The sequence below is a fragment of the Blattabacterium cuenoti genome (assembly GCF_014252295.1).
Taxonomy (GTDB): Bacteria; Bacteroidota; Bacteroidia; order Flavobacteriales; family Blattabacteriaceae; genus Blattabacterium; species Blattabacterium cuenoti_V.
The window spans coordinates 230,027-247,948 of the sequence record NZ_CP059215.1; the positions used below are offsets into that span (position 1 = coordinate 230,027).

Genomic DNA, 17,922 nt, shown 5'->3' on the forward strand with positions numbered 1-17,922 from the left:
AAAAAAATGTAATTTCACATATCAAAAGTTGATAAAAATGAAAAATTTTTTTTATTTTATATTATTCCTTTTGATATCTTTATTCTCATTTTCAAAAGAAGCAAAAGAAACAAAAGAAGCAAAAGAAGCAAAAGAAGCAAAAGAGATAGAAAATGTTATTGAGTACATTAAAAAATATGCTGTTTTTGCAATTGAAGAAATGGAAAAATATGGAATACCAGCTAGTATAAAGCTAGGACAAGGAATCTTGGAATCATCTACTGGACAAAGTACTTTATCCAAAGAGACAAATAATCATTTCGGAATAAAGTGTGGAAAAAAGTGGATGGGAGAAGTTTCTTACCATGATGATGATCTTCCACAAGAATGCTTCCGCAAATATAATTCTGTACGAGAATCTTTTCAGGATCATTCAAAATTTTTGCAACAACCACGTTATTCCAAATTATTTCTTTTAAACAAAAATGATTATCAATCTTGGGCATTAGGTCTTAAGAAAGCCGGTTATGCAACATCATTAAATTACGCAGACTTATTGATTTATCAGATAGAAAAGTACTTACTGTGGAAATTTGATGAAGAAAATTCTTATGGAATAGAAAAGAAGATAAATCTGTATTTAGATTCCATTTCGAAAAAAAATGAAAAAAATGATTCTTTTATGAAAAAGAATATATATTTTCTTTATAAAATTTTTCTTTTGATTAAACAAAAATTGATATCTATCAAATAAAAGAAAATCATTGTTAAAAAAAATTTTATTTATGAATCCCAATAATTTGAGGTATAGTAAGAACCATGAGTGGGTAGGGTTAATAAACAAGAAAAACAATAAAGCATATGTAGGGATTACTCATTTTGCACAAAAAGAATTGGGGGATATTGTTTATTTAGATATAGAAGATTCTATAATAGGAAAGAAAATAAACAAAGAAGAAACATTTGGAACAATAGAAGCTGTAAAAACTGTTTCCGATTTATTTATGCCTGTTTCTGGATACATAATTGATATTAACAAAGAAATAATATCTCATCCTGACCTTATTAATACCAGTTATTATGATGATGGATGGATTATACAAATAGAAATTTTAAATATCGATGAATATAATAATTTAATGAAATTAGAAGAATACAAAAATTATATACAAGAATATAATTAATTCAGGAATTATAATTTTTTATGATTTATGAAAAAAATTAATTCTTTTGATTTTCTTGATGATAAAAAAATTTCGGAAAAAATCATTTATTTTCATCATAATAATGTTACAACCGTTCGTTTTTTAATACCTTCTATTCATTGTAGTTCTTGCATTTTTATTTTGGAAAGTTTACCTAAATTTCATAAAAATATTTTAGAATCTACTGTAGATTTCTCTAGTAAACAAGTTTGGATAACATTCAATAATATTGAATTGAGACTAAGTCATTTAGCTGAATTACTAGAGAAAATGGGATATAAACCTTCAATTAATTTTGAATCAATAGAAAAAAGAAAAACAGAAAAAAATTATTTTGATAGAAAATTAATAGGAAAATTAGCTATTTCCTTTTTTTGTTTTGGAAATATTATGCTTTTAGCTATTCCAGGATACATTGGAGCTTATAAAGATTCATGGTTTTTAGAAAATAGAAATTTTTTTCGTTATTTAATGTTAATTTTATCTTTACCAGTAGTAATCTTTTCATTTGTAGATCATGTAAAACATGCGATTTTTGGATTAAAAAAACATGTTTTGAATATAGATGTTCCCATTTCAATTGGAATATTAGTTCTTTTTTTATGGAGTTTGTATGAAGTTTTTTTTGACTTAAGTTCCGGATATTTTGATACTATTTCTAGTTTTTCTCTATTTCTTCTTATTAGCAAAATGCTTCAAGTTCACACTCATAATAAAATTCTTTCTTTTAAGAATAGTTATAAATCTTTTTATCCAGTTTTAATAACGAAAATAGATAATGATAATAATGAAAAAAAAATTTTTCTTTCTTCATTAAAAAAAAAAGACATTATTATAATTAGAAATGAAGAAATCATTCCTGCTGATTCCGTTTTAATAAAAGGAAAAGCTATTTTGGATAATAGTTTTATTACAGGGGAATCTTATTTAACAATAAAAAAAATAGGAGATAGAATATATGCGGGATCTAAACAGAAAGGAGAATCTATTGTTTTAAAAGTTCTTAAAAATATAGATCATAGTTATTTAAGTCATTTATGGAACAAAAATAAATCTAATTCTAATTATTATAAAAAATTATATTATCTAAATTCTATATCCAATAAATTAAGTCAATATTTTACTCCTACAATTTTAATGATTTCAATAATAACTGGAATTTATTGGTATTTAAACAATGATATTCAAAAAATATTTCAAACTACTTTTTCTGTTTTAATTATTACTTGTCCTTGTGCTTTGGTACTTTCTACTCCATTGATATTTGGAAGTATAATACGATTCTTTTCAAGAAAGAATTTTTATGTAAAAGATATTTTTACAATGGAAAAAATTTCCACAGTAGAAACTTTAATTTTTGATAAAACAGGAACTTTAACTTCTCCAGATAAAGAGAAAATATTTTTTATAGGAAATATTAAATATGAGGAAAAAAAAATTATAGCATCTCTATTAAAAAATTCTATTCATCCTTTGAGTCAAAAAATATTATCAGAATTATCTATAAAAAATTTTTATTCTATACAAAATTTTAGAGAAATAGTTGGAAAAGGATTAGAAGGTATTATAAATAATATACCGGTTAAAATTGGATCTCAAAAGTATTTGGGAATTACAAAAAAATTAAATGATAAGACAACAGTTTCTGTTTCTATAAACAATAAATTTATAGGTTATTTTTTATTTAGAAATCATTATAGAAAAGGTATAAGAAACATTTTTCAAAATTTAAAGGAATACAAGATAGTTATTCTTTCTGGAGATCAAAATGAATTAGAAAAGAAATATTTGAAATCTATCTTACCAAGATCTGGAAAAGTTTTTTTTAGTCAAAGCCCTGAAGATAAACTTAATTATGTAAAAAAATTACAAAAAAAAGGAGAAAAAGTGATGATGTTTGGAGATGGGATTAATGATTGTGCCGCTTTAAGTCAAAGCGAAGTAGGTGTTGCTATATCTGAAAATACAATTGGTTTTTTTCCAAGTTGTGATGCTTTTTTGCAATCTGATTATTTAAATCAAATTTTTTTATTTTTGAAGATATCCAAAATTTCCAGAAAATTAGTAATTATTAATTTTATGATTAGTATATTTTATAATGTTGTAGGAATTTTTTTTGCTGCGACTGGAAATTTAAAGCCTTTGATAGCATCTATTTTAATGCCTTTAAGTTCCTTTTCTGTTATTTTTTTTTCTGTCATATCTACTTGGATAATTTCACGGAAATTTATATTTTAATTTCAATAAAAATTATGAAATTTTCATATTATGGATATATTAATTATTATGATATTATCTAGTATTTCTTTAGGAGCACTCTTTCTTATATTATTTTTAATTTGTCTTTCTTCTGGACAATTTGATGATTACGAATCTCCTAGAATTAGAATTTTGATTGAAGATATTGAAAAAAAATGATTTTTTAATGAAAATGCAATTGAATACATCATATAATAATCGCATTGTAAAAGCTTTTTTATACGCTACAATATTTTGGGCACTTCTTGCATTTTTGGCTGGATTATTTATAGCACTATTATTGTTTTCCCCTGAAATTCCTGATTTCATTTTTGGAGATAGACTCAAGGATTCTCAAGGAATTATGGGATTTGGACGATGGAGGATGTTACATACAAATACTGCTGTTTTTGCATTTGTAGGAAACATAATATTTACAGGTTATTATTATGCTTTACAACGTCTATTAAAAACTAGAATTTTTAGTGATACTCTTAGTATTATTCATTTTTGGGGTTGGCAAATATTTATTGTTTCTACTTGGATTACTTTTTTATTAGGGATAAATACTAGTAAGGAATATTCTGAACATGAATGGCCATTAGACATAGGACTCTTTTTTATTTGGATAGTTTATGGAATTAATATGATAGGAACTATTTTAAAAAGAAGAATTAAACATTTATATGTTAGTATTTGGTTTTTATTAGGAACATGGGTGGCTGTAGCTATGTTGCATTTATTTAATAATCTGGAATTACCTATATCCCTCTTATCTTTTAAAAGTTATTCTATATATGCCGGAGTACAAGACGCTTTAATGCAATGGTGGTATGGACACAATGCTGTTGCGTTTATTTTAACTACTCCTATACTAGGGTTAATGTACTATTTTGTTCCAAAAGCTTCTAATCAACCTATTTTTTCTTATAAGCTTTCTATTATACATTTTTGGTCTCTAATATTTGTATATATATGGGCAGGGCCCCATCATCTTATGTATACATCTCTCCCTAACTGGGCTCAAATGTTGGGTACTATTTTCTCTATTATGTTAATTGCACCTTCTTGGGGTGGCATGCTGAATGGAATTTTAACATTAAGAGGAGATTGGAATAAAGTAAAAAAGGACCCTATTTTAAAATTTTTTGTTATTGGAATTACTTGTTATGGAATGGCTACTTTTGAAGGTCCAATGCTAGCTACTAAAACTCTAAATTCTATTGGACATTTTACGGATTGGATTATAGCTCATGTCCATTTGGGAACTTTAGGATGGAATGGATTTATGGCTTTTGGAATTATATATTGGATAACAAAAAAGATATGGAATACAGAATTATATTCTGTTTCCTTAGCTAATATTCATTTCTGGTTAGGAGTTTTAGGAATCGTGTTATATATTTTTCCTATGTATTTCGGATCTGTATTACAATCTATGATGTGGAAAAAATTCAATCCAGATGGGACTTTAACCTATAAAAATTTTTTAGATTCAGTGTTATCTATTCTTCCATTTTATAAAATAAGATTTGTAGGTGGAATGATATACTTTGTAGGTTTTGTTTTAATGATTTATAATATTTTTAAAACAATTCAAAACGGACATTCTGTTGATAATGAACATTTTAAATGTGATCCTTTTCATAAAAAAACAGAAGAAAAAAATGATAATTTTCACAATTGGTTAGAAAGGAAACCAATTCAATTAACAATCCTTTCTTTTATAGCAGTAGCTATTGGAGGATTTATAGAAATAATTCCTACTTTAGTAATCAAGTCAAATGTTCCTACCATTCACAATGTTAAACCTTATAAAGCACTTGAATTAGAAGGTAGAGATATATTTGTTAGAGAAGGATGTAATTCATGTCATAGTGCACAGGTTCGTCCATTTAGAGATGAAGTAGTTCGTTATGGTGAATATTCTAAGGCAGGTGAATTTGTGTATGATCATCCATTTCTTTGGGGATCAAAAAGAACAGGCCCTGATTTAGCTAGAGAAGGAGGAAAAAATCCTAGTTCCTGGCATTATAATCATATGTACAACCCTAGATCAACTTCTCCTGGTTCCATTATGCCAAGATATCCTTGGTTAATTTATAACAAATTGAATAGGTCTAATACTGAAAAAAAAATAAAAGCAATGATAAAGTTAGGAGTTCCATATACTTTAGAATATGTAAAAAATTTTAATCAAGATATGGATCTCCAAGCAGGTAAAATTGTATCTGATATTTATAAAGAGTATCCGAGTTTAAAAATAGAAATTAATCAACAAAAAAAAATAGAAAAGGAAAAATTTGTACCCCTAGAAAAAAGAGAAATTATAGCAATAATTTCTTATTTACAAAGACTTGGAACAGATATAAAATCTTAAAAATTAATGATGGGTTTTTTTAAAAAATATTTTACAGAAGAAAAAAATGTAGGAATTTTTCAATCTATTATGCTAATTTTATTTTTATTAATTTTTTTTTTGATTTTATTTTTTATTTTTTCAAAACCAAGAAATTATTATGAAAAAATAAGTTCTCTTCCTTTAGAAAAAGAAAAAACAAAGAAAAAATTATGAGATCTAAAATTCCTTTTTTCATTATGATTCCTTCTTTTTTATCTGTTATAACATTTATGTTTTATGTTTTTTTTAGAAGTTATAATCGTATGCATTATTTTTTTCATCCTATAACAGTGTCTTTCTTTGTTATAATAACAATATTATTATTCGTTTTAGAATCTATTGATAATTTGATTTTCATAAAAAAAATACAGTCACTTTCAGAGGAAGAAAAAGTAAAAATCTTCGAAGAAAATGAAGGAAATTACTTTTATAGGCTTTATAAATTTATATTTCATGATCATAAAAAAATGAACCATGGAGTGAAAAAAATAGATCATGGATTTGATGGAATTATAGAATTAGATAATAAACTACCAATGTGGTGGGTTCATCTTTTTTATTTAACAATTATTTTTTCCGCAATTTATTTTTTTTCTTATTTATTATTAGATTTTTCTAATCCTTATAAAGAATATGATATAGCTTATACAAAACAGATGAAAGAAATAGAAATTTTTGAAAAAAATACTCCACAGACAACTACAGAAAATGCTTTTTTTAAAAAAGATTTAGTAAATAGTGGAAAAATTCTTTTTAATGAAAATTGTGCCACTTGTCATCAATCAGATGGAAGCGGAAATATAGGCCCTAATTTAACAGATGACTATTGGATTAATAGAAATGAAAAAGATTTATTTAAAAACATATTTTCTATTATTTGGAATGGAAGTGATAATAACCCAACTATGCGTGCTTTTGGAAAATCAGGAGAAATTAAAGGAAATGATATTGAAAAAATATCTAGTTATGTTTATTCTATCAATAGAAATTCTAAAAAACCTTTAAACTCTAAATCTCCTCAAGGTAAAAAAATAATAGAATGGAGTAATGTATAATATTTTACTATTATATACATTTTTATTTTTCATTATCATTTTTTTCTGTAAAATCTGTAAAATTTGAATTATGAAAATTAAATTCAATTGGGAGATCGGAATTATATTGTCTTTAATTACTTTTATAGTTTTTATTACTTATATTGCTTTTTTTTTCCCTCATGGAAAAAGAGAACTAGTATCGGATAGATATTATGAAGAAGAAATAAAATATCAAGAAATTATAAATGAAAAAAAAAACGTACTAGAACTTCCTAAAAATAAGAAAATAAAAATTTCTATTTTACCTTATGGTATTGGAATTTTATTTCCACCTAACGATAATTTTTATGGATTTTTCACTTTATTTAGACCAAATTCTAAAAAATTAGATATTACAAGATCTTTTAAGATATTGAAATATTCAAAAAATATATTATTTATTCCTAAAAAATTCTTAAAAAGAGGATACTATAAACTTATAATAAGATGGAAGTCAGATAAAAAATATTTTTTAGAAGAAGAAATTTTTTGGAAATGAGAATTTCAATTTCTCATTTGGATAGATTATTTCTTCTTCAGAATTATTAATTAATATTTTACACTGTTTAACTATATGAAAAAATGATAAAAAAAATAAGTAATCTTCGTGAAGAATCTTTGAATTATCATAGTCAATTTCCTTCTGGAAAAATACAGATTACTCCTACAAAAAAGTATAATAGTCAAAGAGATCTTTCTCTTGCTTATTCTCCAGGAGTAGCAGAACCTTGTAAAGAAATAGCTCGTTCTTCTCAAGAAGTATATAAATATACATCTAAAGGGAATCTTGTTGCAGTTATTACTAATGGATCAGCTGTATTAGGTCTTGGAGATATTGGAGCATTAGCCTCTAAACCTGTTATGGAAGGAAAAGCTCTTTTATTTAAAATTTTTTCTGGAATTGACGTGTTTGATATAGAAATCGACGAATCGGATCCAGAAAAATTCATAGAAATAGTAAAATCTATTGCTCCTACTTTTGGAGGGATTAATTTAGAGGATATTAAAGCTCCAGAAGCTTTTGAAATAGAAAGAAGACTTCAAAAAGAACTTGATATTCCTGTCATGCATGATGATCAACATGGAACGGCTATTATATCTGGAGCTGCATTAATTAATGCTATTACTTACGTTGGAAAAAAAATTAATGAGATTAAAATGATTATTAATGGAGCTGGCGCTGCTGCTATTTCCTGTACAAGAACTTATAAAAAACTCGGAGTTAATCCAAAAAATATTTTTATGTTTGATAGTAAAGGATTACTACATTCTTCGAGAAATGATTTAAATAAAGAAAAAAAAGAATTTTCTATTAACATTTCTCATCCTATACAAAACTTAAGTCAAGCTATGAAAAATGCGGATGTTTTTATTGGGTTGTCTATAGGAGGAATATTAACTCCTAATATGTTGAAAAGTATGGCAAAAGATCCTATTGTTTTTGCTATGGCGAACCCTGACCCAGAAATAGATTATAATGTAGCAATAAAGATTCGTCCAGATGTTATTATGGCCACTGGAAGAAGTGATTATCCAAATCAAGTCAACAATGTATTAGGATTCCCTTATATTTTTAGAGGAGCCCTAGATGTTCATGCTAGTGTTATTAATGATGAAATGAAATTAGCAGCAGTACATGCTATTGCTTCTTTAGCAAAAGAACCTGTTCCAGAACAAGTAAATATTGTTTATAATAAAAAAAACATTTCTTTTGGAAAAGAATACATTATTCCTAAACCTTTTGATAATCGTTTAATTACTCGTGTTTCTCCTGCTGTAGCTAAAGCAGCAATGGATTCCGGTGTAGCTAAAAATCCTATTTTAGATTGGGATACATATCGAGAAAAATTGCTTGATAGGATGGGATATGAAAGTAAAATGCTTAGAATGATTCAAAATAGAGCTCGAACAAATCCTAAAAAAGTTGTTTTTTGTAACGGAGAAGAATACAACATATTGAAATCTGTTCAAATTCTTCATGAAGAAGGAATAATATCAGTTCCTATAATTTTAGGAAATGAAGATCGTATCAAACGTTTAATAAATGAAAATAAGTTTGATATGGAATTAGAAATTATAGATCCAGAAAAAGAAAAAAATAGAGAAAAAGTAGAATATTTTGCTCAAATTCTTTGGAAAAGAAGACAGAGAAAAGGTTTAACTTTATACGATTCAAAAATTCGTATGCGTACCAATGATCACTTTGGTGCTATGATAGTTGATCAAGAAGAAGCAGATGTAGTGATTACTGGATACTCAAGAAGTTTTTCATTAAGTTTACGTCCTATGTTAGAAGTTATTGGAAAAGCAAATCATGTTCATAAAACAGCAGGAATGATGATTTTATTAACAAAACGTGGTCCTTTATTTCTAGCAGATACAGCAGTAATTCCCAATCCAACAAGTGAAGAATTAGCTAGAATAGCATTAATGGCTTCTCATGTAGTTAGAGGATTTGATATTGAACCACATATAGCAATGTTATCTTTTCAAAATTTTTCATCTAATTCAACAATATCTACTAAAGTATCTCAAACAGTAGATTTTTTACACAAAAAATATCCAAAATTGATAGTGGATGGAGAATTGCAACCAGATTTTGCTCTAAATGAATTTTTATTAGCTAGTAAATTTCCTTTCTCTAAACTTGTTAAAAAGAAAGCAAACATTTTCATTTTTCCAAACCTGGAATCAGGAAATTTAACCTATAAATTTATTAGAGGATTAGGAAATATTCAAACTATTGGACCTGTCATGTTAGGAATGCGAAAACCTGCACATGTTATGCAGATGCAATCTAGCATAGAAGAAATAGTTAATTTAACTACTTTATCTGTTATAGATGCACAAATCAGGAAAAATTAAAAACATGTGTTTTAATAAACACTTTTTCTCCAAAAAAAATTCTGACTTTTTTTTCAAAAAAAGTAGGAATTAAATTAGATGTATAAAAAATAGGATCTTTTCCTTTTTTATTTGAAATAAAACACAACAATTTTTCTTCATATAATTTTTTTCTTATTTCTTTTACTACTATTTTTTGTATATCAATTAAATGAACCTTTCCATTATAAAAATTATCTATTTCTTTTCTCAAAAATAAATAATGAGTACAAGCTAGTAATAAAGTGTCTATGGATTTAAAATGATTTAAGTAATTTCCAATAATATTTTTTTTGATTTTTAAACCTTTCTCAACCATTGGAGCTAGTAAAGCTGCGGATATTTGAACTATATCTAAATGTTGATAATATTTTTTTATTTTTTTTATATAAAAATTTGATCGTATTGTAGCAGGTGTAGCTATTATTCCTATTCTTTTGGAAGAAAGGAGAATTTTATTTTTCACTATAGGATCTATAACATTGAATATTAATATTTTATTATGAAATTTTTTATAAATAAAATCTAAAGCATTGGAAGCTATTGAATTGCATGCTATCACTAAAGCTTTACATTTTTTTTCATAAAGAAAAGATGCTATTTTCGTAGAATTTTCTATAATAAATTCTTTGGATTTTTCTCCATAAGGCATATTGATTGTATCTCCAAAATAAATAAAATATTCATTAGGCATTTGTATTTTAATTTCTTTAGCTATAAGGAGTCCACCAATTCCAGAATCAAATATTCCTATTGGGGATAATGAACTAATTTTCATAAATTAATTAATTTAAAAAGAAAACGAATCATTTTATTTCTTTTTTATAGAATTTACAACTACAACATAGAAAGATGAATCATATTACAGAACAAGTATAGCTGAAAAAAAATATTTCATTTAATATTATCATTTAATATTAGATAACAGTTTTTTATTCAATTGTGTTTTCAATCTGGATGCCTTGTTGATATGTATAATATTTTTTTTAGCTAATTTATCTATCATAGAAATTACAATAGAATGTTTTTCCATTTCTTTCCGGGTTAATAATTTTTTGATAGCTGTTTTTGTACTTTTATATACATATCTGTTACGCAAACGTCTAGTATTATTTTGTCTAATTCTTTTCAGAGAAGAAAGATGATTTGCCATAATCAATAATTAATTTATTAGTAGCCCATAGGGGAATCGAACCCCTCTTTCCAGGATGAAAACCTGACGTCCTAACCAATAGACGAATGGGCCTTCGACAAAAAAATTTAAAAATACAAATTAAATTTTTTTTGTATTCAATACAAGTATTTTATTTATATTTGACATTATTGGAATTACTTTTTGAAATTTAAAATTTATTAATTATCCTTAATAAAAATAGAATTTTCTTACTTATAATTTTTTACTATCATTTCATTTCTGTATCTGTATTTTCTTTATATGGAAATGAAAAACAGAAATATGGAAAAACATTTTTTCGAAAAAAAAATTATGATACATGCAGTGATAATTACAAAAATTCGAAAAATTATTTTCAAATTTTTAACAAAAAAATGATCCTTGAAAAGGAATTTCTTATAGAAAAAGCAAAAAATTATATGTTTACCCCATATAGATTTGGAGGAAAAACAAAATCTGGAATTGATTGTTCTGCTCTTATAAAAAATATATTTGCTTATTATAAAATATCTTTGCCAAGAATTTCTTATCATCAAGCAAAAAAAGGTTGTTTTATTCCTAAAAAGAGGATAGAAAAAGGAGATTTATTATTTTTTGCGACAGGAACATCGAAAAAAATAAATCATGTAGGAATGGTAATTAACGTTAATTCCAAGGACATATTTTTTATCCATTCTTCTACATCTAGTGGTGTAATAATTTCCCAATTATATCAAAAAAAATACTGGCATAATAGATTTATTATGGCAAGAAGAATTCTTTATTCTTCATAAGAATCAATGAAAAATCCTAAATATTTCAAATCCTCCCAAAAATTGGGATATGATTTTTTGACGACATTTGGCTCTTCTATTTGTAAAAAAGAAGAACATAATCCAAACGGAGAAAAAGACATTGCCATTCTGTGATCTTGATAAGTCTTTACTCTTATAAAAGAATTGATTTTTTTTCTAGAAAAATTCGTTATTTCTAAAGAAGAATCTGTAATTTTTGTTATTACTCCAAATTTGAATAATTCTTCTTTTAATGCTAGCAACCTATCTGTTTCTTTAATTTTTAATGTTTCTAATCCTTTTAAAATACATTTTATTCGAAGGGCTGAACAAGTAATAATAATAGTTTGTGCAATATCTGGAGTTTTATTCAAATTTAATTCAATAATTTTTTTTGGAAAAGAATTAATTTTTTTATTTAATGTAATAGTATTTTTATCAAAAACAGTAGATACTCCAAAATTTTTTTCATATATAGAAACGATATCTTTATCTCCTTGTAAACTCATATTATTATATGAGCATAAAGTAATGTTACTTTTTTTTGCAATAGCTGCCATTGAATAATAATAAGAAGCAGAACTCCAATCTGATTCTATGTAAAAAAATTTTTTACCCTCTTTTTTTTTTGGATAAATATGGATAATTTGTTCTTCCCAAGACGTTTTTATTCCTGACAGAACTAGCAAATCAAAAGTCATTTTTATATATGGAATAGATGTAATTTTTCCTTTTAGATGAATTGTCAGTCCCATTTTAAATTGACTAGCTATTAACATCAAAGAACTAATATACTGACTGCTGATTTTTGCATTTACATCTATTTCTCCTCCTAAAATTTTATTTCCAAATATTTTTATTGGTGGAAAACCTTCTTTTTCCAAATAATAAATTTTTGCCCCTAGTTTTCTTAGAGCTTCCACAAGAATAGAAATTGGTCTTTCTTTCATTCTTTTTGATCCCGTTAATACAATTTCTTTTCCCTCTTGTATAGAAAGATAGGAAGTTAAAAAACGCATAGCAGTTCCAGCATGATGAATGTCTAATATATTAGAATTGCTAATTAAACTTTTCTTTAATACTTCTGTATCTTCACAATTTGAAATATTTTCAATTTGAATATCATCTTTATAAATCGCTTTTAAAATTAAAAGACGATTAGATATGCTTTTAGATCCTGCTATAGATATAAAACCGGATAGATAATTCTTTTCTTTTTTATAAACTCTAATATAAGAAGACATATTTTATTTTAGTTTTTTATTTTTATGGTGTCTTGTATGATCTCTTATTTCTTTTTTCTTTAATTTTTTGAGAAAAGATTCTTCTAAATCAATATCAGTTTGATTAGCTAAACAAACAACAATAAATAAAACATCTGATAATTCTTCTCCAAGATCTTCATTTATTTGAAAATTTCTCTTTTGAGATTGTTCTCCATAATGTCTAGCGATAATTCTAGAAACTTCACCAACTTCTTCTGATAAAAGAATAGTGTTAGTTAATATATCAAAATAACGCACACCATGATTTATGATCCAATTATGAACCAAACTTTGTATATTTTTAATTTTCAATGTCAATTTTTCTTTTTTTTCAATAAAAATTTTACATGATTGATGATAGAATCACGATCAATATTATATTTTTTTAAAAGCTCCATAGGTTTTCCACTTTCTCCAAAAACATCGTTTACAGCAACTAAACTTTGTGGAATAGAACACCCTTTTGTTGTAAGTATCCTTGCTATACTTTCTCCTAACCCCCCCCAATAATTATGCTCTTCTGCAGTTACAATGCATTTCGTTTTATTTACAGATTTCAATATAGAATCTTCATCCAAAGGTTTTATTGTGTGAATATTAAGAACTTCACATTCTATTCCTTGTTCTTTGTATAAAATTTTAGAAGCTTCTAAAGCTTCCCATACTAAATGCCCTGTACAAACAATAGTAATATCTTTTCCTTTTGTTAAAAAGAGAGCTTTTCCTATTTCAAATACTTGGTTTCTCTCTGTGAAGTTAGCTACAGAAGGACGTCCAAAACGCAAGTACACTGGACCAAAATAATTGGCGATAGCTATAGTAGCAGCATAAGTCTGATTATAATCACAGGTATTGATAACGGTCATTCCAGGTAACATTTTCATCATTCCAATATCTTCCAAACTTTGATGTGTTGCTCCATCTTCTCCTAAAGTCAATCCAGAATGAGAAGCACATATTTTTACATTTTTATAAGAATAAGCAATAGATTGACGAATCTGATCATATACACGAGATGTTGCAAAATTTGCAAATGTTCCAGCAAACGGAATATATTTTCCAATGCTGAGTCCAGCAGCTATTCCCATCATATTTGCTTCTGCTATTCCTATTTGAAAAAACCTTTCTGGAAATTCTCTAGAAAATTGATTCATAAATAAAGAATTAGTTAAATCTGCGCATAATGCCACCACTTTACTATCTTTTCTTCCTAAGAATGTTAAAGCTTCTCCAAAACCAGCTCTAGTTTCTTTTAGACCTTTATTTTCATATTGTTTCATACTAAATAATTAATTCTACATTATTATGTAATTGGATAATCACCCAAAGTTTCATTAAGTTGAGATAGTGCTGTTTCTAATTCTTTATTATTAGGATATTTGCCATGCCATGTATTTTTTCCTACCATAAAATCTACTCCGTATCCCATTTGAGTGTATAAAAGCACCAAAACTGGTTTTCCTTTCCCTGTTTCATTTTTTGCTTCTTTTAAGATAGAAACTACTTTTTCAATATTATTTCCTTCTAATTCTTCTAAAACTTTCCAATCGAAGGATTCAAATTTTTTTTTTAAATTACCAAGAGGTAATACTTCATCTGTAGTTCCATCTATTTGTTGCCGATTGTAATCAATTGTTGCTATGTAATTATCTATATTTTTTCCCCCAGCATATAATACAGATTCCCAAATTTGTCCCTCATTTAATTCTCCGTCCCCATGTAAACTGTAAATAGTTCTATCCAATTCTCCGTTTAATTTTTTAGATAAAGCTGCACCGATAGATATGGACATTCCTTGTCCTAAGGATCCAGAAGAAATCCGTATTCCTGGAAGTCCTCCATGCACAGAAGGATGCCCCTGTAAACGAGAATTTAATTTTCTGAAAGTAGATAATTCTTTGATTGAAAAAAAACCAGACCGAGATAATATGCTATAATAAACAGGAGAAATATGTCCGTTAGATAGGAAAAAAAGATCTTCATCTTTTCCTTCCATAGTAAAATTCCTAGAATCAAAATGCATAATTTCTTGATATAATGCTACGAAATATTCTGTACATCCCAATGATCCACCTGGATGTCCAGATTTTGCATCATTGACCATTCGTAGAATATCTCTTCTCACCTGGGAACATAAGTTTTTTAGATAATTTACATTCATTTTTATTTTTACTTTTGAAAATAAAATATTTGTATATTCACAATTCTGCAAAATTAATAATTAATTATGAGTATTCTAAATAGAAAAGCAAAATTCCAATATCATTTTTTAGAGCATTATGTAGCTGGAATACAACTTTTTGGAAATGAAGTAAAATCTATCAGGCAAAATCAAGTCAGTATTATAGAAAGTTTTTGTCAAATAAAAAATGGAGAACTATATTCTTTTAATATGTATATAGCTAAATACCAATTTGATACTGATATAAATTGTGATTATTCAAATAGAAGGGAAAGAAAATTATTATTAAAAAAAAATGAACTAACGAGAATTAATAAGAAATTAAAGAATAAAGGTCTAACTGTTATTCCAATTGAATTATTTATCAATGATAAAGGGTATGTAAAAATGAAAATAGTTTTGGCAAAAGGAAAAAAAATATATGATAAACGAGAATGCTTACGAAAAAAGGATTCTCTGAGAGAAATAGATAAAAACAAAAAATATTTAAAAATCATTTAATTTATTTTTGAAAATATTTATATATTTTTGTATTTGTTTCAAAGAAATTATAGTTTTATGAAAAACGTAAATTTTTTTATTGTTGCTTTATTTGTTTTTTTTTCGTCTATTTCACATATCTTTTCTCAGGATTTAGAGAAACAAGAAGAAGGTAATGGGAAATGGTTGATTAAAATAGGGACGCATAGTATTAATTATTATCCTATAACGTCTCCTTTCGATGGTTTTTTTCTGAAAAAAAATAATAGTTTTGATCCTACTATATCTAGTCTAGGATTAGAACATAAAATCAAAAAAAATATTGGATTATATGTAGATGGATCAGTGGGATTTGTAAATAATAACAGGTGGGACATAGAAGATTGTTTTTTCGTCAAGTTGAGTCATGGAGTTAATTTATACATTTTCCCTTATCACAAATTTGATCCTTATGTGCGACTAGGTGCAGGTTATCATAAATTTAACGAGTATCTACAAAGAGATTTAAGGATCTCAGACACAAAATATTTTAAAACAAATAGAAAGGATTTTTTTGTTTTAGACGGTGGATTAGGGTTAAATTTTTGGATTGTTCCTAATCTAGGAATAAACGTACAAAGTACTTATAATCAAGTATTTGCGTATCAATCAAGAGATTACTTAAATTTTTGGAAACACAACGTAGGAGTTGTTCTTCGTTTTGGAAATTTAAAATTTGTAGAAAATGATAAATATGATCAAAATTGGAGAAACAGGAACAGGAAAATAATAAATAAAGACCGTCCTCGTATTCCCACTCCCTTTATTTCTGAAAAATCTGAAAAAGAAAAAAAGGAAGAAGATAAAATTTGTTGTCATAAACAGTATCAACAAAAAGAATTTAAAGATTCTGATAATGATGGAGTTTTAGACAAAGAAGATTTATGTCCAAATCAATTTGGATTAAAGAAATTTAAAGGTTGTCCTGATACAGATTTTGATAATATTCCAGATCATGAAGATAAGTGTCCTAATAAATTTGGAAAAAAAGAAAATAAAGGTTGTCCTGATATAGTTTTTAGTCCTATTTTATTTGATGTAGGTAAGTTTGGATTATCTCATAGATCCTTAGTTATTATCAATGAAATAGCTAAAATTATGATCAATAATTTACCTAATTCAAAATTTTATGTAGATGGATACACAGATATTCATGGAAAACTTTTTTATAACAAAATTTTATCTCTAAAAAGAGCAAACTCGGTATTTGAGGCTTTAGTTTCTAAAGGAGTAGATCCTTCTAGAATAGAAATTAGAGGATTAGTAGGAGGTAAAAAAAAGGGAAGACGTGTTGAAATAACAATACGAAAATTTTTAAACTAATAAAACAAAAATCATCAAACAAAAATGCCTCTTGAAATCAAGAGGTTTTTTTGTTTACAGAAACAGAGAACGATATATATATACTTATTTGATAAAGTATTAACAAGGGGATTAGAACAATTATTGTACTTAAAATGTCACCAGGAGTAATAGCAGAAGCTATAATTAACATTATCAAAAATGCATGTTTTCTATATTTTTTTAAAAAAATATAAGAGATTAATTCCATTTTAGTAAGAAGAAATATAAAAAATGGAAACAAAAAAATAATTCCCATAGATAATACAGTATGTAGAATTAAACAGATATAATCCGATAAATCGAATATATTTTTTGGAACTTCGCTTATCCTAAAAGAATATCCAAAGTGAATTAAAAATGGACATAAAATAAAATAACCAAAAAAAACTCCCAATAAAAATAAAAAAGTTACTACTACAAGTATGATTTTGGAATATTTTCTTTCTTTCTTCGAAAGGGCAGGTTGTAAAAACCTCCAAAACTCATAAAAAACATAAGGAAACGATAAAATAAATCCTCCTATAAAACAAGTCCACAGATAAATATTAAATTGTCCAAATATTTGTCTATTTTGTATTTCCAGATTTTTGGATAAAAGAAAAATAGGATGTAAATGAATTCCAAAAAATGTATTTGTAAATTTATAAAAGATACGGTAAGTGATGAAATCCGTTTTAGATGGAGCAAAAATAATTTTGTCAAAAATAATATTTTTATTATTCATTAGAATAATCATTGCAATGATTATTGCAAAAAGACAACGAATAATATGTTTTCTTAGTTCTTCAATGTGTTTCCAAAACGGCATTTTATTTTCTTTCATTCATTAAATGAAAATTAATTGGTGATTAAATTGATTAACTGATAAAAATATTAAATTAAA

General features: G+C 26.0%; 19 protein-coding genes and 1 tRNA gene. 12 read left to right on the forward strand and 8 right to left on the reverse strand.

Annotation, left to right across the window (positions count from 1 at the left end):
• The first annotated feature begins 70 nt into the window (after positions 1-70).
• The 9 genes from H0H40_RS01105 (at position 71) to H0H40_RS01145 (ending at position 9,764) form a co-directional block, all read left to right on the forward strand.
• Entirely contained in the window at positions 71-733 is a 663-nt protein-coding gene (locus H0H40_RS01105; RefSeq protein ID WP_238785693.1) for a glycoside hydrolase family 73 protein, read from the forward strand.
• 31 nt (positions 734-764) lie between these two features.
• Complete coding sequence (gcvH, locus tag H0H40_RS01110) at positions 765-1,163, forward strand: glycine cleavage system protein GcvH (RefSeq protein ID WP_185869234.1); 399 nt, start codon at positions 765-767, stop codon at positions 1,161-1,163.
• A gap of 27 nt (positions 1,164-1,190) precedes the next feature.
• Positions 1,191-3,422: a heavy metal translocating P-type ATPase gene (locus tag H0H40_RS01115; RefSeq protein WP_185869235.1), complete on the forward strand. Its 2,232-nt coding sequence runs from the start codon at positions 1,191-1,193 to the stop codon at positions 3,420-3,422.
• A 30-nt stretch (positions 3,423-3,452) separates the two neighbouring features.
• A complete protein-coding gene (gene ccoS / locus H0H40_RS01120; RefSeq protein ID WP_185869236.1) occupies positions 3,453-3,602 on the forward strand; it encodes a cbb3-type cytochrome oxidase assembly protein CcoS in 150 nt (49 codons plus the stop codon).
• 13 nt (positions 3,603-3,615) lie between these two features.
• On the forward strand, positions 3,616-5,802 hold the full coding sequence (ccoN, locus tag H0H40_RS01125) for a cytochrome-c oxidase, cbb3-type subunit I (protein WP_394366751.1): 2,187 nt from the start codon (positions 3,616-3,618) through the stop codon (positions 5,800-5,802).
• Positions 5,803-5,808: 6 nt separating this feature from the next.
• Complete coding sequence (locus H0H40_RS01130) at positions 5,809-5,997, forward strand: cytochrome oxidase (protein WP_185869238.1); 189 nt, start codon at positions 5,809-5,811, stop codon at positions 5,995-5,997.
• Positions 5,994-6,878 (forward strand): cbb3-type cytochrome c oxidase N-terminal domain-containing protein, encoded by an 885-nt coding sequence (locus H0H40_RS01135; protein WP_185869239.1) that lies wholly within the window; start codon positions 5,994-5,996, stop codon positions 6,876-6,878. Before H0H40_RS01130 ends, H0H40_RS01135 begins: the two co-directional genes overlap by 4 nt.
• Positions 6,879-6,948: 70 nt before the next feature.
• Positions 6,949-7,398, forward strand: coding sequence for a FixH family protein (locus H0H40_RS01140; RefSeq protein ID WP_185869240.1), 450 nt, complete (start codon positions 6,949-6,951; stop codon positions 7,396-7,398).
• Positions 7,399-7,481: 83 nt separating this feature from the next.
• The gene (locus tag H0H40_RS01145) at positions 7,482-9,764 is read left to right on the forward strand and encodes an NADP-dependent malic enzyme (protein ID WP_185869241.1); all 2,283 of its coding nucleotides are present in this window, start codon (positions 7,482-7,484) and stop codon (positions 9,762-9,764) included.
• Here the strand turns inward: H0H40_RS01145 and murI are convergent.
• The 3 genes from murI to H0H40_RS01160 form a co-directional block, all read right to left on the reverse strand.
• Entirely contained in the window at positions 9,751-10,560 is an 810-nt protein-coding gene (gene murI, locus H0H40_RS01150; RefSeq protein ID WP_185869242.1) for a glutamate racemase, read from the reverse strand. The two genes, H0H40_RS01145 and murI, sit on opposite strands and share 14 nt — an antisense overlap.
• Positions 10,561-10,689: 129 nt before the next feature.
• A complete protein-coding gene (gene rpsT / locus H0H40_RS01155; RefSeq protein ID WP_185869243.1) occupies positions 10,690-10,935 on the reverse strand; it encodes a 30S ribosomal protein S20 in 246 nt (81 codons plus the stop codon).
• Between the two features lie 21 nt (positions 10,936-10,956).
• Positions 10,957-11,028: transfer RNA gene (locus H0H40_RS01160), tRNA-Glu, on the reverse strand.
• Positions 11,029-11,330: 302 nt separating this feature from the next.
• Here H0H40_RS01160 and H0H40_RS01165 point away from each other — a divergent pair.
• Complete coding sequence (locus tag H0H40_RS01165) at positions 11,331-11,729, forward strand: C40 family peptidase (protein WP_238785694.1); 399 nt, start codon at positions 11,331-11,333, stop codon at positions 11,727-11,729.
• Here H0H40_RS01165 and H0H40_RS01170 read toward each other — a convergent pair.
• Genes H0H40_RS01170 through H0H40_RS01185 form a run of 4 tightly spaced genes read right to left on the reverse strand, consistent with a single transcriptional unit; the run spans position 11,717 to position 15,155 of the window.
• A complete protein-coding gene (locus H0H40_RS01170) occupies positions 11,717-12,973 on the reverse strand; it encodes a 3-phosphoshikimate 1-carboxyvinyltransferase (protein WP_185869244.1) in 1,257 nt (418 codons plus the stop codon). The genes H0H40_RS01165 and H0H40_RS01170 overlap by 13 nt on opposite strands.
• A gap of 3 nt (positions 12,974-12,976) precedes the next feature.
• Positions 12,977-13,306, reverse strand: coding sequence for a nucleotide pyrophosphohydrolase (locus H0H40_RS01175; protein WP_185869245.1), 330 nt, complete (start codon positions 13,304-13,306; stop codon positions 12,977-12,979).
• A gap of 2 nt (positions 13,307-13,308) precedes the next feature.
• A complete protein-coding gene (locus H0H40_RS01180) occupies positions 13,309-14,274 on the reverse strand; it encodes a transketolase family protein (protein ID WP_185869246.1) in 966 nt (321 codons plus the stop codon).
• A gap of 23 nt (positions 14,275-14,297) precedes the next feature.
• Positions 14,298-15,155: a transketolase gene (locus tag H0H40_RS01185; RefSeq protein WP_185869247.1), complete on the reverse strand. Its 858-nt coding sequence runs from the start codon at positions 15,153-15,155 to the stop codon at positions 14,298-14,300.
• Between the two features lie 66 nt (positions 15,156-15,221).
• Between H0H40_RS01185 and smpB the strand changes: the two genes are divergently transcribed.
• Together smpB and H0H40_RS01195 are read left to right on the forward strand one after the other, a co-directional pair.
• Positions 15,222-15,677, forward strand: coding sequence for an SsrA-binding protein (gene smpB / locus H0H40_RS01190; protein ID WP_185869248.1), 456 nt, complete (start codon positions 15,222-15,224; stop codon positions 15,675-15,677).
• Positions 15,678-15,734: 57 nt separating this feature from the next.
• Complete coding sequence (locus H0H40_RS01195; RefSeq protein ID WP_185869249.1) at positions 15,735-17,018, forward strand: OmpA family protein; 1,284 nt, start codon at positions 15,735-15,737, stop codon at positions 17,016-17,018.
• Between the two features lie 37 nt (positions 17,019-17,055).
• Here H0H40_RS01195 and tatC read toward each other — a convergent pair whose 3' ends face one another.
• The gene (gene tatC / locus H0H40_RS01200) at positions 17,056-17,862 is read right to left on the reverse strand and encodes a twin-arginine translocase subunit TatC (RefSeq protein ID WP_185869250.1); all 807 of its coding nucleotides are present in this window, start codon (positions 17,860-17,862) and stop codon (positions 17,056-17,058) included.
• Between the last annotated feature and the right edge of the window lie 60 nt (positions 17,863-17,922).